The 12,623-nt window shown below is 72.8% G+C and carries 7 protein-coding genes, 1 tRNA gene and 2 pseudogenes; 6 read left to right on the top strand and 4 right to left on the bottom strand.

Going from position 1 to position 12,623, the window contains the following annotated elements; translation table 11 throughout:
* From ACWGJO_RS38980 to ACWGJO_RS38960, 5 genes and pseudogenes are all read left to right on the top strand, one after another.
* A pseudogene (locus ACWGJO_RS38980) lies at positions 1–195 on the top strand (hypothetical protein); the annotation flags it as partial.
* Between the two features lie 43 nt (positions 196–238).
* On the top strand, positions 239–1,918 hold the full coding sequence (locus ACWGJO_RS38975) for a trypsin-like serine protease (RefSeq protein WP_452190365.1): 1,680 nt from the start codon (positions 239–241) through the stop codon (positions 1,916–1,918).
* Between the two features lie 384 nt (positions 1,919–2,302).
* Entirely contained in the window at positions 2,303–3,568 is a 1,266-nt protein-coding gene (locus tag ACWGJO_RS38970; protein WP_452190364.1) for an acyltransferase family protein, read from the top strand.
* Positions 3,569–4,058: 490 nt separating this feature from the next.
* Positions 4,059–5,162, top strand: a complete 1,104-nt coding sequence (locus ACWGJO_RS38965; protein WP_452190366.1) for a serine hydrolase domain-containing protein — start codon at positions 4,059–4,061, stop codon at positions 5,160–5,162.
* 140 nt (positions 5,163–5,302) lie between these two features.
* Positions 5,303–6,481, top strand: coding sequence for a serine hydrolase domain-containing protein (locus ACWGJO_RS38960; RefSeq protein ID WP_452190362.1), 1,179 nt, complete (start codon positions 5,303–5,305; stop codon positions 6,479–6,481).
* 174 nt (positions 6,482–6,655) lie between these two features.
* On the opposite strand, the pseudogene ACWGJO_RS38955 reads toward ACWGJO_RS38960, so the two are convergent.
* The 4 genes and pseudogenes from ACWGJO_RS38955 to ACWGJO_RS38940 form a co-directional block, all read right to left on the bottom strand.
* Positions 6,656–6,787 (bottom strand): annotated as a pseudogene (locus tag ACWGJO_RS38955) (DNA-binding response regulator); the annotation flags it as partial.
* Between the two features lie 429 nt (positions 6,788–7,216).
* Positions 7,217–7,915 (bottom strand): DUF4232 domain-containing protein, encoded by a 699-nt coding sequence (locus tag ACWGJO_RS38950; protein WP_452190361.1) that lies wholly within the window; start codon positions 7,913–7,915, stop codon positions 7,217–7,219.
* 127 nt (positions 7,916–8,042) lie between these two features.
* Positions 8,043–10,763, bottom strand: a complete 2,721-nt coding sequence (locus tag ACWGJO_RS38945; RefSeq protein ID WP_452190359.1) for a BTAD domain-containing putative transcriptional regulator — start codon at positions 10,761–10,763, stop codon at positions 8,043–8,045.
* A gap of 771 nt (positions 10,764–11,534) precedes the next feature.
* Positions 11,535–11,750, bottom strand: a complete 216-nt coding sequence (locus ACWGJO_RS38940; RefSeq protein ID WP_452190357.1) for a hypothetical protein — start codon at positions 11,748–11,750, stop codon at positions 11,535–11,537.
* A 747-nt stretch (positions 11,751–12,497) separates the two neighbouring features.
* Here ACWGJO_RS38940 and ACWGJO_RS38935 point away from each other — a divergent pair.
* Positions 12,498–12,571: transfer RNA gene (locus ACWGJO_RS38935), tRNA-Met, on the top strand.
* The last annotated feature ends 52 nt before the right edge of the window (positions 12,572–12,623 follow it).

Below are 12,623 nucleotides of genomic sequence, written 5' to 3'. Positions count from 1 at the left end.
ACCACGGGAACCCTCTCCCTCCAGCTGCCCGACGTCTTCTTCGTCCAGACCAGCGGCGGCCGCGCGGTCCGCGCCGGCCTCACCGTCGGCACCACCACCCAGACCGTCGACGTCCCCACGAACGGCTTCCAGGGAGTCGGCGTGGGCACCGGCAGCGACCCGGCCGCCCTCGTCGAGCTGACCGTCACCGGCTGACCACCACCACCGCATCCGCCCTTCACGTTGGGAAGAACACCTCATGCTTCGCACCTCCTCGTCCCGCAACCTGCGGGCGGGCGCGCTGACCGCCGTCCTCGCCGCCGGCGCCCTGACGACCCTCGCCACGCCCCCGGCCGGCGCCGTGGTCGGCAACGCGGCCGCCGACGGGTCCTACGCCTTCACCGCGCGCCTGGCGATCGGCGACACCCTGCGCGCCTGCACCGGTGCACTGGTCGACCGCAACTGGGTGCTGACCGCCGCGTCGTGCTTCTCCGACGACCCGGCGCAGCCGCAGGCGCTGGCGGCCGGCGCGCCGAAGTGGAAGACCGTTGCCACCGTCGGCCGCACCGACCTGACCACCACGGGCGGCAGGACCGCCGAGGTGTCCGAGCTGGTGCCGTACGCCGGCCGTGACCTCGTCATGGCCCGGCTGGCCACGCCCGTCGACGGCATCGCCCCGCTGGCGGTCGCCACGGCCGCGCCGACCGTCGGGCAGACGCTGCGCGTGCCCGCGTACGGCCGGACCAAGGACGAGTGGGCTCCGCTCAAGCTCCACACCGGCGCCTTCTCGCTCGACACCGTGGCCGCCGCCGGCCTCGGCACGACCGGCACCGGCGGCGCGGCGATCTGCAAGGGCGACACCGGCGCCCCCGTGATCCGCGAGACCGGCGGCAAGGCCGAGCTGGTCGCCGTCGCCTCCCGCTCCTGGCAGGGCGGCTGCCTGGGCGTGCCCGCCACCGAGACCCGCACCGGCGCCTACAACACCCGCGTCGACAACGTCGCCGGCTGGGTGCAGCAGACCCGGGCGAAGTCCCTGGGCTGGAAGACCCAGGCCCTGGTGCGCAGCGACGCCAACCTCTACTTCGCGAGCCGTCTCTACGACGGCACGTGGACCCCGTACGAGGACGTCCAGGCCACGGCCGGCAACATCGGCGGGGTGCGCGCCGTCGCCTCGGCCGGCATCAATGCCGACACCCACATCGTCGCCCTGGGTGGCGACGGGCACCTCCACTACGCCATCCGCAACCTCGACGGCAGCTGGAAGCAGACCTTCGCCGACCTCAACGTCGCCCTCACGGACCTCAGCGGCATCACCCAGGTCTCCATCGCCTCCATCAGCGACAACCTGCACGTGGTCGTGGTCGCCAACGGCACCCTCTACCACTCCATCCGCAACGGCGCCGGCCAGTGGACCTCGTTCAACGTGGTCACCGACGTCACCGGCCCGCTCAACGGCATCACCGCCATCTCCGCCGCCGGGGCGTCCGGGGACGCCGGACCCGAACTGCACATCGCGGCCGTGGCCGGCGGAAAGGTCTACCACACGCTGCGCACCGGTTCCGGCAGCTGGGGCACCTGGGGGGCGGTCTCCGAGGCCGCGGGCAGCACCGGCCCGGTGAGCGGCGTCGCCGTCTCCCGCCAGGGCGACAACCTCAACCTCGCCCTCATCGCGAGCGACGGCCAGTACCACACCATGCGCTACCTCAACCACACCTGGCAGCCCGTGACCTCCCTCGGCGGCGTCATCGGCAACGTCACGGGTACCAGCATCAGCGCCGCGCCCGTCGACACCGACGCCGTGTTCGCCATCGCCACTACGGACAACAGGGTCCTGCTCACCGCCCGCCACAACGACGGCACCTGGGCCGCCCCCGAGAACCTCGACCTCACCGCCGTCCCGGGCAACCACACGGGCACCACGATCACCGGCACGCTCTGACCGACGCGCTCCGGCCGGCGTCCACCGACCGGCGCGCCCTCCGCGCGCCGGTCCGTCGTGCGTCCTGGTGCGGGGTGGTGCTCCACTCCCGCGCCAGGGCGCGCGCGTCAGGAACTCCCGAGGGCCGGCCGTCCCCGGCCTTCCCCTGCCTTCCCCGATCGCACCGTCCGTCCCCGTCCCGGCCCGGCCCTGCCCTGCCCTGCCCTGCCCTGCCCTGCCCTGCCCTGCCCTGCCCTGCCGCACCGTCCGCTTCCGGAGGCGGCCCCGCCCGTCCCAGCATGTGCCTCGACCACGGGAAAACGCCCTGCCGCAGCCCGTCGCCGCCCTGCCCTGTCATGCACAGGGGTCTGCAAGCGGCTTACAGGACGTGCGTTATCGTCAGCCGTGAGCATTTTCCCCCGGCAACGACCAGGTTCCTCGGGCCGCCGCAAATCCGCCAAGGGCGGCCGACTCGCCGTCCTGGACGGCCTGCGCATCCTGGCCGCGCTGATGGTGGTCTTCCACCACTACATCGGCTACGGCGGCGGTACCAAGCCCGAGATCAGCGCCTGGGGCAAGCCGGCCGAGCAGGTGTTCCACCGCGCCTCCGCGCCCGCCGCGTACCTCTGGACGGGCATCTGCCTGTTCTTCGTGATCAGCGGCTTCGTGATCTGCATGAGCAGTTGGGGCCGTCCGGTGGGCGACTTCGTCCGCTCCCGGGTCATCCGGCTCTACCCCGCGTACTGGTTCGCCGTCCTGCTCACCACCGCGGTCGTGACGATGTGGCCGCTCGTGCGCCAGCCGCTCCCCTCGGAGCAGGTCCTCGCCAACCTCACCATGTTCCACGTGGGCCTGGGGATCCCGAACGTCGACGCCGTCTACTGGACGCTCTGGGCCGAGCTGCGCTTCTACCTGCTGTTCGCCATCGTGGTGTGGCAGGGCGTGACCTACCGGCGGATCGTGGCCTTCTGCTCGATCTGGACGGTCGCCGGCATCGTCTCGGCGAGCACCAAGTGGCCGGTCCTGGAGTTCTTCGCGATGTCGGACGTCTCCTCGTTCTTCGTCGCCGGCCTCGCGCTCTACCTGGTCCACCGGTACGGTCCCAACCTCATGCTCTTCGGCATCGTCGGGATCAGCTGGATCCTCTCGGTGCTCTACACCATCCAGCACCAGCACGACGTGAACACCGTCCTGGGCCGGCCCGAGCTGCCGACCTGGCCCGCCGTCCTGCTGACCACCCTCTCCTACCTCGTGATCACCGCGGTGGCCATGGGCTGGGGCTCCCGGATCCAGTGGCGCTGGCTCACCTTCGCCGGCGCCCTCACCTACCCCCTCTACCTCCTCCACGAGGCCATGGGCTGGACCGCCCTGCGCGCCCTCTACGACCACGGCACCAAGCCCTGGACAGCGGTCGCCATCGTCGTCACCGGCATGCTCGTCGCCTCCTGGCTGGTCCACCGGCTCATCGAGAAGCCCCTGACGCCCCGCCTCAAGACCGGCATGACCAGGAGCATCGACGAGCTCCGCGCCGCCGAACCCCTCCCCCCGCAGCCCGCCCCGGCGCCGGCCCGGGCCCCCGGCATCCTGGAAACCGTCACCACCCCCTGGGCCACCGCCTTCACCCCCAGGGACACCCACCCGCCGCAGCAGCACACCCCCGACTCCTACTGACCTCGCCCCACCCCCGCGGCCCGACAGGGACCGGCGCCACCCGGCACCGGTCCCTGTCCGCGTTCCCGGCCACATCCCCCCCTGTCGGCCTCACCGGCCTCCGCCCCCCGGCCCCCTGGTCTCCGCCCGTGCCACCCGCCGCCTCCCGAGGCCCCGCTCCGGCAGGCAGTAGACCGACCGCACGCCGACCGACGGAACCAGCCCCGGGCAGCCCGGTGCCGGCCAAGGGACCCTTTCCTCCCGCGGGCGTGGCGGGTGGTCCTGTCCCCGCCCTGGGCCAGGAGCACGGTCCTGCCCGGGGGCATCTCCCGGAGCCGGCTCCCAGGTTCGGTCTCGTCCTGGGTGCGGACGAACTCCCCCACTTCTGAATGGTCCTCTTGACCAAGGCCGGAAATCACCGGAACGGTCCATCCAGAGGGGTTCCTCCGTGTACGAGAATGCACCGCACAGCCGCGTCCGACGTTCCCGCCGGGGCGGCCGGCACCGGGCGGTGGCGGTCGTGACCGCCGTGGCCGCCGGTGTCATGGCGGCCGGGGCGCTGGCACCGACCGCGGCATTCGCGGGCGGCAAGCCGGACGGCGTCCAGCAGAGCCTGAACGCGCTGGTGAAGGACGACGGCGTGCCCGCCGCGCTGGCCTCCGTGAAGGGCCGTGACGGCCGCACCCGCACCTACACCGCGGGCGTCGGCGACCTCGCCACCGGGGCCAAGCCCCCCGTCGACGGGCAGGTACGGATCGGCAGCAACACCAAGACCTTCACCGCCGTCGTCGTCCTCCAGCTCGTCGCCGAGGGAAAGGTCGGCCTCGACGCCCCCGTCGAGACCTACCTGCCGGGGCTGCTGCGCGGCGACGGCATCGACGGACGCAACATCACCGTCCGGCAGCTGCTCCAGCACACCAGCGGCCTGCCCGAGTACGTGGACAAGGACTCCATCCTCACCAGCCCGAACCGGTACTACGAACCGCGTGAGCTCCTCGACGCGGCTCTGACCCAGAAAGCCCACTTCGCCCCGGGTACACGCTGGGAGTACAGCAACACCAACTACCTGCTGGCCGGCCTGATCATCCAGAAGGTCACCGGGCGGCCGCTCGGCGAGGAGGTCAACCGGCGCATCGTCGACCGCATCGGCCTGCGCCACACCTACTTCCCCACCCCCGGCGACACCACCATCCACGAGGCCCACCCCAAGGGCTACAACCGGGAAGCCGACGGCTCGCTCCGCGACTACACCGAGCTGGACCCCTCCTGGGGTTGGGCGGCAGGCGCCGTCGTCTCCACCACCGGCGACATCAACCGCTTCTACACCGCGCTCCTCGGCGGCCGGCTCCTGCCCACGGCGCAGCTCGCCCAGATGCGCACCACCGTCCCCGCCGACGAGGTGGGTCCCGGCGTCCGCTACGGGCTGGGCCTGGTGAGCCATCCGCTGTCGTGCGGCGGCCTGTACTGGGGCCACGGCGGGACCATCCCGGGCTACTACACCGCCGGGGGCGCCACCGACGACGGCCGCGCCGCCGGCATCGCGGTGACCGTGATCCCGGGCGCCGAGGCCGAGCAGCACGTCAAGGCCACGGTGGACGCGGCACTGTGCCGCTGACCCCGCGGACCCTCCCCGGTCCGGCCTGAGCATCCGCGATCCGCACCGGCACCACCAACGGGTTCCGCGCGCCCCGGCACGCCTCGGCGCGCGGAACCCGCACAGCCCGGCAATTCCCCCTTCGGCAGAGGAGTTCCTCCGTGTACGAGCACACACCGCACAGCCGCGTCCGACGTTCCCGCCGGAGCGGCCGGCACCGGGCGGTGGCGGTCGTGACCGCCGTGGCCGCCGGTGTCATGGCGGCCGGGACGCTGGCACCGACCGCGGCATTCGCGGGCGGCAAGCCGGACGGCGTCCAGCAGAGCCTGAACGCGCTGGTGAAGGACGACGGCCTGCCCGCCGCGCTGGCCTCCGTGAAGGGCCGTGACGGCCGCACCCGCACCTACACCGCGGGCATCGGCGACCTCGCCACCGGGGCCAAGCCCCCCGTCGACGGGCAGATACGCGCCGGCAGCAACACCAAGACCTTCACCGCCGTCGTCGTCCTCCAGCTCGTCGCCGAGGGAAAGGTCGGCCTCGACGCCCCCGTCGAGACCTACCTGCCGGGGCTGCTGCGCGGCGACGGCATCGACGGACGCAACATCACCGTCCGGCAGCTGCTCCAGCACACCAGCGGCCTGCCCGACTACCTGGAAGCCCCGGCCCTCTCGGACGAAACCGCCGTGCAGTTCCGCTACTTCGAGCCCCGCGACCTCCTCGACGGCGCCCTCGCCCAGAAGGCCCGCTTCCCCTCGGGAACCAGCTGGGAGTACAGCAACACCAACTACCTGGTCGCCGGACTGATCATCCAGAAGGTCACCGGACGGCCCGTCGGCGAGGAGGTCACCAAGCGCGTCATCGACCGCATCGGCCTGCGCCACACCTACTTCCCCACCCCCGGCGACACCACCATCCACGAGGCCCACCCCAAGGGCTACACCCGCAGCTCGCCGGACGCGCCCCTGGTCGACTTCACCGAGATGGACTCCTCGATAGCCTGGGCGGCCGGGGCGATCGTCTCCACCAACACCGACCTCAACTCGTTCTTCACCGCGCTCCTCGGCGGCCGGCTCCTGCCCCCGGCGCAGCTCGCCGAGATGCGCACCACCGTCCCCGCCGAACTCCTGGGCCCGGGTGTCCGCTACGGTCTGGGCCTGCAGAGCAAGCCGCTCTCCTGCGGCGGCCTGGCCTGGGGTCACGGTGGCACCGCCCGCGGCTACCGGTCCCGCGGCGGCGTCACCGACGACGGCCGCGCCGCCAACATCACGGTCACCACCGTCCCGTTCGAGGACGGCGTGCAGCACATGGCGGCCGCCCTGGACGCGGCCCTCTGCCGCTGACCCACCCTTCGGGCCGGCTCCCGCGCGCGGGGGCCGGGCACCGGACGGCCTCGCGGCGGCTCGGGGCAACCGGGGCAACCGGGGCAACCGGCCCCGCTCCCCCGTGTGCACCGTGCGCACGGCGGCCGAGAGCTCCTCGGGGGAGCAGTCCTCGGGCAGGAACCCGGACGCGCCGGCGCGCAGGGCGGCCACCACGTACTCGTCCATGTCGAAGGTGCCCGGCGCGAGGACCCGACACTCGGACAGTTCCCGGGTGAGCCGCGCGGTCGCCTGGACCCCGTCGAGCGCTGGCTTCCGGATGTCCATCACCACGACGTCGGGCCGGTGCCGGTGCGCGAGGTCGCCGCACCGGATTGCGGCGGCCCTCCGACCAACGGCTGCGGTCCCTGGCCGGCCCCAGCAAGATCACAAAACGGCGGCGTCGCAGCTGCTCACCACCTGCCGGACCATCAACAAAAAGGCCGCTGACCAGGAATTTCTCCCGGCCAACGGCCTTCCGACACAATGTCGGGACGACAGGATTCGAACCTGCGCCCCCTTGGCCCCCGGTCGCCGGGCCACAGCCATCGCTGCACGTCAGCCGATAGACAACCCGCGTCGTTCGTTCACCGAAGGACACCTCGGAGGAGATGGCGAACGACGTGTGGTCCCCAACGAGGCCCCACCGATCCCCTTCCCTTCCGCCGCGCCCCTCGGCCACGCTCGGCGGGCAACTGCGTACAGAGGCCCCACGCTCTACCGTGCCGCGAAGGCTCCGACCTTGAAGTCGGTGCCGCAGACGCTGAAGACACCGCCGGGCGAGCCGTTCGCCTTCATCACGTTCACCGTGGTGCCCGCGTCCTTGGGAAGCGCGACCTTGACGTGGGACGCCTGCACCGGGCAGGTGTAACGGGCCGACGTGGTGCCCTCGCCGTTCACGTCGTTGTACAGCACGTCCGCCACCACCGTGGCGCCCGCCGGGACGTCGACCGCGGCCGAGCCGTCGTTGGAGTTGTCCCCCGAGACCGGGCTCGCCTTGCCCTGATCGTCGTTGGCGACCACGGTCGTCGGGCCGACGATGGTGCAGGGGGCACCCGAGCTGTTGGTGATCTTGAGGGTGGCGGCGGCGGCCTGCGCGTCACTGGCGTGACCCGAGGACTGGAGGAACGTCACCGAGGTGTTCTTGGTCGTGCACGCCGCGATGACGCCGCCCCCACCAGTGCCGGAGGGCTTGCTGCCACCACCGCTCGTGCTCGTCTTGCCCCCGGACGGCGCCGAGGCCGAGGCCGAGCCCGCGGCCGGGGCCGAGGTGGCACCCGACGGGGCGGCTGATGATGCGCCGGTGCCGACGGCGCTGTCCTGCGTGCCGCTGCCGTCGTTGCAGGCGGTCAGGGACAGGGCGAGCGTGACGACGGCGCCGACGGCGAGCAGGGCGGGACGGGTGGTGGTGCGCATGGCTGGTTCCCCCGGTTCTCGTTCGTGGGTCGCGATCCTGCACGAGGTCGCTTCCCCTTGCACGAACGAGGGTGTTGCGGCGCGCTGGCAGATCACTAACGAGCGCGGCGGCGGTGCTAACGCGTGGCTAACGCTCCCGGAACCTGGCATGCGCCGCCGCGTGCCGACGCCGCAGTTCGGGCAGTGCGTCCTGGTCGGCGATGTGCAGCAGGGCATCGAGCGCGGCGACGGCGCCCGCGTCGTAGCCGGTCTGCTCGGCCTCAAGCGCGGCCTGCGCGAGGCAGCGCCGCCCGGCCGCGGTGTCGCCGAGCCCGGCCAGCGCCTCGCCCTGCCAGGTACGCAGGAGCACGCGCCGGGCAACCGCCTCGTGCTCGGGGCCGAGGCCGAGCGCCATCTCGGCCGCCTCGTACGCCTGCCGGTGGCGGCCCGCGCCGAGGTGGATGCGGGCCAGGTGCTGGAGCGCGAGCATCCGGGTGTGCGCGTCGTCGGCCTCGGTGGCGAGAGCGAGGGCTCGGGTGCAGGCCGTTTCGGCGGCGCCGGGTTCGTCGTCGGGGAGGGCCGCGGCGAGGTTGACCAGGGCGGTGGCCTCACCGAGTACGTCGCCTGCGCGGGCCGCGAGTTCGGGCGCGACGCGCAGGTGCCGGACGGCCTCGGCAGTTCGGCCCTCCTCGGCGAGCACCCAGCCGAGCAAGGTCAGGACGCGGGCCTCGGCATAGGGGTCGGCGCAGGCCCGGGCGTCGGCGAGGGCGGCCTCCAGCGTGGGCGCCCAGTCGGCGAGGACCCGCCAGACCACGAACGGCCACTGGGTCACGGCGATCCGCCAGGCCCGCTCGGGCCGGTCCTCGGCGCGGGCCGCAGCCGCGATCAGGGCGAGGTCGTCGCGTTCGGCGGCGAACCAGCCGAGCGCCTGCTCGCGGCTGGTGAAGTCCCGTACTGCGGGCGGCTGTTGAAAGTCATCGGGCTGCATGAAGGCGGGCTCCCCGCCAGGTTCCGCGGCCTCGGACGCGGACAGCGCGGTCGCCACGCAGTGGTCGTACAGTCGCAGCCGGGCCGCGGTGCGGGCGGCCGCGTCGTGGCTCTGGCCACGCGCATAGAGCCGGACCAGATCGTGCAGGACGTAGCAGCCGGGGGCGGTCTCGGTGAGCAGGTGCGCGGCGACCAGGCGATCGAGGGCGCGGGCCGCATCCGGCGGGGTCGTGCCGGCGAGCGCGGCGGCGCTGAAGCGGTCGACGTGTGTGCCCGGGTGATGGCCGAGCGCGGTGAACAGCTGCGCTGCGTCGGCGGGGAGGTGGGCGGTGGTGAGCCGCAACGCGGAGGCGACGCCGATGTCCTCGGCGGCGAGCAGCGCGAGCCGCTGGCGCTCGTCGACGAGCCGGTCGACGAGGGAGGCGATGCCGAGGGCGGGGAGTTCCACGAGCCGAGCGGCGGCGACCCGCAGCGCGAGCGGCAGCCCTCCGCACAACTCGGCCGTACGGCGGGCCGCTTGAGGCTCGGCGGCGATGCGCTGCTCGCCGAGGACACGGGTGAGCAGGGCCACGCTGTCGTCGATGGCGAGGACGTCGAGGGCGAGGATGCGGGCGGCGTCGGAGGCGACGAGACCGGTGAGGCGGGCACGGCTGGTGACCACGGTGACACAGCCGGGTCCTGTGGGCAGCAGCGGGCGCACCTGGGCGGAGGTACGGGCATTGTCGAGGACGACGAGCAGGCGCAGTTCGGCGGTGAGCGAGCGGAACAGGGCACCGGCGGCGTGCGCCGACTCGGGCATCCGGCGCGGTGGAACGTCGAGAGCGACGAGGAACTCCCGCAGCAGCTCGGCCGGTTCGGGGTCCGAAGTGTCGCTGAACCCGCGCAGATCGGCGTAGAGCGTCCCATCGGGGAAGTCCGAGTGCAGGCTGGCCGCCCAGTGCACGGCCAGTGCGGTCTTGCCGACCCCCGCGGGCCCGGTGACCACGACGACCGGCCCGTCAGGTCCGGCCGCGGCCGCGGTCAGCGCGGCGCTCTCGGCGGTGCGGCCGTGGAATCCGCGCGGGGTACGAGGCAGCAGGTTCGGCCGGAACCGAACTGGTTCCAGGGCAGGTTGGCACGCATCGGCCCGGGCCGCGGGGGCACTGTCGGGGCCGAGGGCGAGGGTGAAGGCGGCGGTCAGCTCGGCGCCCGGAGCGACACCGAGCTCGTCGGCGAGGACCTGGCGGGCGCGGTGGTAGGCGTCCAGGGCCTCCGAGGAACGCCCCGCGTGGTGCAGCACCTCGACCAGCCGGGCGGCCAGCGGCTCGCGCAGCGGATGGGCCCCGGTCTCCGGCCGCAACAGCTGGACAGCGCGCTCGTGTTCACCGCCCACGACGTACGTGTCGGCAAGCAGCTCGACCGCTGCAAGCCGCGCCTCGTCCAAGGTGTGCGCCGCGGAGCGAAGCAGCGGCGACGGGTAGGCGCCGGCCAGCGCGGGGCCCTGCCACAGGGCGAGCGCCTCGGTGAGCAGCGCGGCCCTGTCACCGGGGTCGGTGGCACGGCGGGCGAGCGCCACAAGACCTCCGAAGCGGTGGGCGTCGAGCAGCGTCTCCGGCAGTTCCAGGTGGTACGCGGAGCCGCGCGTGCTCAGCTCGACGCCGTACGCCGATGCGTCGACGCCCGCCAACAGTGCCCGCAGGCGCGAGACATGGCCTTGGATCACGGTGCGGGCGTGCAGGGGAGGTTCGCCGTCCCACAGCGCCTTGGTGAGTGCGTCGACGGAGACCGCGACATTGGCCCGCAGCAACAGCATCGCGAGCAGGCTGCGCCGCTTGGCGGGCCCGAGCGGCAACGGCCCATCGCTCCCGCTGACCGACACGGGGCCGAGGACCTGGAACTCCATGGACGGAACCCTATCTTCCGAAGGCTACTGGGGGTCGGGACGTCGAACTGTACGGATACCGCGCTGCTCCGTCACCGACCAGGTCGGGCCGGTCAGCGGCGGAGGCGATGGGAGGACGGAGCAGGGCCCGGCGGTGAGGGCGGGCCAGAGGGCGGCGGCCTCGACGGACCGGGCCAGGTGGCGCGCCCAGTAGGTTTCGTCGCCGCCTTCGTCGCGCCAGGACCACAGCCGAGTGGCGGCGAGGTGGAGGACGCGGCGCAAGGTGCCGGCGACCAGCAGGGTGTCGTCGTCGCCCAGGCAGCCGGACGGGCGTAGCGGATCGTCAGGTCAGGGGCGATGGCGCAGTTGAGCGGGCCGCCGGGGACGGGGAGGCCGACGCGGTGCAGCAACGGGCGGGCAACCAGGGCGGTCTCGGCGAGAGGACCGCCCACGGCTCCCCGGGCCGGCAGGCCGGCGACCTCGTGCAGGCGCGAAAGCGCGGCCGCCGCACCGGGCTGCGACCGCCCTCGGCCGACGCCTGCGGTCCCCAGCAAGATCACAAAACGGCGGCGTCGCAGCTTCCCGCCACCTGCCACACCATCAACAAAAAGGCTGCTGACCTGGGATTTCTCCCGGCCAACGGCCTTCCGACATCACTGTCGGGACGACAGGATTTGAACCTGCGACCCCTTGACCCCCAGCAGGCGAAAGGGGGCGACGGACCGTCCGTTCAGTCCAGAACCCGCAGGTCAGAGCCTGCGATGTCCAGCATGCGTGACACCCGATGCCGCCTCATGACACCCAGTCCGTGAGAGGCGCGTGAGAGGTGACAGACGACTGAAGCTTTTCGAGGCGCTCGACGGCGAAGCGGCACAGCTCGGTGCCGTCGGGGTGGGCCACCTGGTGGGCGCCCTGCCCGACCGTGGGCAGGGCGTACTCGGCGATCACCCGCCCGTCGGCGGCGTCCACGACCAGCCAGCGGTCTCCGCCGTCGCCCCGGCCCAGCATGGCGTCCGGCCGAAAGATCCATACATGCGAACGGTCCAGTGAGAAGGCGCAGTTGGCGAGCCCGATCGTGGAGTGCGCCGGGGCTGTGAAGGGGATCCGCCAGTGCACCGCGCCGTCGGCGTCCAGGCGTAGGGCCTCGTGCTGGGTGGCGGCAAGGACGTAGCCGGCGTCGGGCGCGAAGGCGGCGCCCCATGCGTCACGCGGGCGATCGTCCAGTCGGAACTACGGGCTCGTTGTCGGCGGCCGAGAAGTCCACAGCGAGCAGCGTCCCGTCCAACGCCCACGGCACCGGGCCGTGCCCGGCCGGAACCGCCGAGGCAGCGGCTGCGGACGATGCCGTTCCGGCGTCAACGACTTGGTCGTGGCGATCGGGCGAACGGGCAGCAGCGTCATGGGGTGAAACGTGTCGGGCCGCCCCGACGGCACAGGCCGGGCCTGGAGAGGATCCGGGTGCACGGGAGTGGGGTGCGCTGGCAGCATGCAGCCCCTTTCGGGAGCTGAACCGCCCGACCTGAGTGTCGTCGCCGTGCATGCGGTGGACGGTCAGGGCGACGGTCGCCCGGAGCCAACTCGTCTCCGAGGCTGCGATTGCGTACGGGCTGTCCGCCGGTGACCAGCCATCCGGCAGGTGATGCTCATGATGGATTTCCTGGGCCGCCGCAGCCACCTGCCGCAGGCATTTTCTCGACGGCCGCGGAAATGAGATTTCGTTCTGTGCGGGCTGTGCCGTAGAGTCGGTGTCACCGACGCGGGGTGGAGCAGCTCGGTAGCTCGCTGGGCTCATAACCCAGAGGTCGCAGGTTCAAATCCTGTCCCCGCTACTACGCAACAAGGCCGGGCCCGATGCACTGTGTGCGTCGGGCCCGGCCTTCG

Source organism: Kitasatospora sp. NPDC054795 (genome assembly GCF_053611565.1).
The sequence above is the reverse complement of the archived record's forward strand: the minus strand, read 5'-3'. Positions and strand labels throughout refer to the sequence as shown.

What these genes read in the sequence shown, in the direction of transcription:
- ACWGJO_RS38945 (WP_452190359.1), bottom strand. Translation starts at nt 10,763, where the DNA reads ATGGAGTTCCAGGTCCTCGGCCCCGTGTCGGTCAGCGGGAGCGATGGG.
- ACWGJO_RS38940 (WP_452190357.1), bottom strand. Translation starts at nt 11,750, where the DNA reads ATGCTGGGCCGGGGCGACGGCGGAGACCGCTGGCTGGTCGTGGACGCC.
- ACWGJO_RS38950 (WP_452190361.1), bottom strand. Translation starts at nt 7,915, where the DNA reads ATGCGCACCACCACCCGTCCCGCCCTGCTCGCCGTCGGCGCCGTCGTC.
- ACWGJO_RS38975 (WP_452190365.1), top strand. Translation starts at nt 239, where the DNA reads ATGCTTCGCACCTCCTCGTCCCGCAACCTGCGGGCGGGCGCGCTGACC.